The sequence below is a fragment of the Vibrio sp. 10N.222.55.B11 genome, assembly GCF_041473705.1.
Lineage (GTDB): Bacteria > Pseudomonadota > Gammaproteobacteria > Enterobacterales > Vibrionaceae > Vibrio > Vibrio crassostreae_C.
This window is the reverse complement of record NZ_JBFRST010000054.1, coordinates 1-2,726: the sequence shown is the minus strand read 5'-3', so window position 1 is coordinate 2,726 and position 2,726 is coordinate 1. Positions and strand designations below refer to the sequence as shown.

General features: G+C 50.9%; 1 protein-coding gene and 1 pseudogene. Both read left to right on the top strand.

The annotated features are described in order from the left end of the window. On the top strand, nt 1-2,540 hold a 2,540-nt coding region (gene traC / locus AB4503_RS18845; protein WP_372115550.1), incomplete at its 5' end, for a type IV secretion system protein TraC. After that, nucleotides 2,491-2,726, top strand: a pseudogene (locus tag AB4503_RS18840) (type-F conjugative transfer system protein TraW); the annotation flags it as partial. The gene traC and the pseudogene AB4503_RS18840, both read left to right, overlap by 50 nt.

The window sequence follows — 2,726 nt, the reverse complement described above, 5'->3', positions numbered from 1 at the left end:
CCTCACGCAGTGGCTTATCCGCCTTATTTCAAGAGGCCAAGCAAGCCCAAAACCACCTTCACCATGAACTGCCGTATCGAGATTACGATCCCATTGAGCGGGTGTTCGACAATACCCACTCTCGCGGTTTTGGCTTTAAAATCAGTGTCCTTGGGGGCGCTAACGACGATTTAATTCAGTCGTTAAGCCACCTCATGGGGGATTTGCCTGCAGGGGATAAATGGGACTATCAAGTGCAGCTGTTTGGTCACAACCGAGTGGCGCACTATCTCGAAGGAAACCAAGCTCTACTCAGTCAGCGAGGCGGTATCTGCCAGAAGCTGGCTAACGATGACGCCATTTACGCCCACTACGCCGCGCAGCACGGTTTTTTACACCGACAAAAAAACAATCGCTTTGATTTGCGCGATTACGACGCGTTCTTTTTTGTCTCCACCACGGAAAAAGACCCACAAGAGCTGCTTGATGCGCGAATGACTCTAGAGACAGGACTGGCGCAGCTTGGTTTTGATTTACTGCCCGTCACGCCTGAGATGTTGCTGACCGATGTGAGTGATATCTTAAACTTTGATAAACGACAAGACCGGCCAAAGGAAAAAGGCTACAACCCGTTAGAGCCTTTGAACCTGCAAGCCCTCTCTCCCGATACCGAAGCGTTAACGCATCGTGGCCATATCGCCACCCGTCATACCAATGACCAAGGGGAGGAGGTGCGCACACGGCTGGTCAATTTGGGACTTTCTCGTCTGCCTGGGGATTATCGCTTGTACGCCTTACCTGAGGCCTTTTCTTCTCTTCGCAACGTTTCTCGTAATATCACTTGCCCTCACCGCGTCACGTTGAGCTTTCGTAATGAGCCAACCGGTAAGCAAAATGCGGATAACGATAATAAGATAAAAGACTTAACCAAGACGGTGAACAGCCAAATGGCGCTGCTGGCTCCAACAGCGGAAGATGAGCTCAAAGAGCGAAAAGCCCTACAAAAAGGTCTGTTGTCTAAAGAGTTTACCATTGCGTCTATGGTACTCACGGTCTCCCTGTTTACCGATAAGACCCACCAGAAAAAAGACACCCAAGCGGCGAAGGAGTCATTCAGCCATGCTGGCCTTGATATCATTCCCCTGAAAATGAATCAGCCACAAGCGCTGCTTTCAACGTTGCCTTTTATGATGAGCGAAGGGTTGTGGGGCGATTGTAAAAAAGCCGGCCGAGTTCGCACGTTAAAAAGCTCTAATCTGGTGAACCTCTTCCCTCTCATCATGGATTTTTGTCAGTTAAAAGGCGGCGTATTGCTGCCCACGATGCGCCAGCAAATTTCTTTCTTTAACCCTTTCACCTGTGGCAGTGATAACCAAAATATCGCTCTGACCGGAGGCTCAGGCGCAGGGAAAAGCTTTCTGGTTCAAGAGATTGCCGAAACGGTTTACGCCATGGGCGGTAAAGTGTGGATCCTCGATAAAGGGGCCAGCTATAAAAAATTGACGCTCAGCCTTGGGGGGACGTACATGACGCACGCCAACATCTTCTTAAATCCCTTCACGCATTTAGGCGCCATGCAAAGTGCTGAGTTTGAGTTTGTGGATGATGACGGTAGACCGGTCGACCCCATGATGGAAGCGCTCGATAATATCACGGCGTTGTTTGCCACCATCGCGTCACCCTACGTCCCACTGACGGCGTTTCAACAAAGCGTCTTAGGCGATGCGATAGTGACGGCATGGGAGCGTAAAGGTAATCAAGCCTTGGTGGATGATGTCAGAGACGCCTTGATTGAGATTGCTGGAGAAGAAAGCGACCGACGCATCAAAGACATTGCGGTGCAACTGAAAAAGTTCTGCACCGACGGCATGTACAAAGATGTGTTCAACAAGCCCTCCATGCTCGACCCCAGTGTGGAAATCACCACGCTGGAGCTGGATGGGTTTCCGCCTGCTGTGCTCAGACCCGTGATTTTTGCGTTGATGGTGTCGATTAACCAGCAGATGTACCTGGCTGGCTCTCGCTCTACCCCAAAGCTGTGCATCATTGAAGAAGCCTGGAGCCTCCTCTCTGGGGCAAACGAGCAAGCGAGGGAGTTCATCAACACCGGTTATCGCACCGCCCGTAAGTTCGGCGGCGCTTTTTGTACAGTGACTCAAGGGATTGAAGACTTCTTTAGCAACGAGGAAGCCAAAGCCTGCTACAACAACTCCGATATCCACATCATTCTTCGTCAAGGGGAAGGGTTTGATGAGTATCTGATCCAAAACCCGGATGCCTTCTCACCGTTTGAGCAGCGCCTCATTAAAAGTTTCGCTCCGTCTGCCGAAGCGGGATACAGCAGTGCGCGCATCAAAGCGGGTGGCCATGTCACCTATCACCGCTTTTTCGCCTCTCCGGTGAAACGCGCCATGTTCTCAACCGAGCCTAAGGAGTTTGAGTATTGTGAAAATCTTTATAAACAAGGCCACTCACTGGAGCGCGCCATTGAGCAAACCTCCAGGCACTTTTATGGCAAAGACATTGACGCCTTTAATCAAGCCATTGGGGCGAGCGCTTAAATCCCCCCTTTTTCTTTTGGTCGCTGGACTGGCAACGACAAATGCCGCTGGAAAGAACTTGGGCCAAGTGGCCCCTATCTTCCCCATCGGTGAGATTGACATGCTGGAGTGGATTGACCAAAGACTGAAAGGGTTTGAGGCCAGTGGTCAATTAGCGGACATGCAAAACGAGTTCACGGAGCGCGC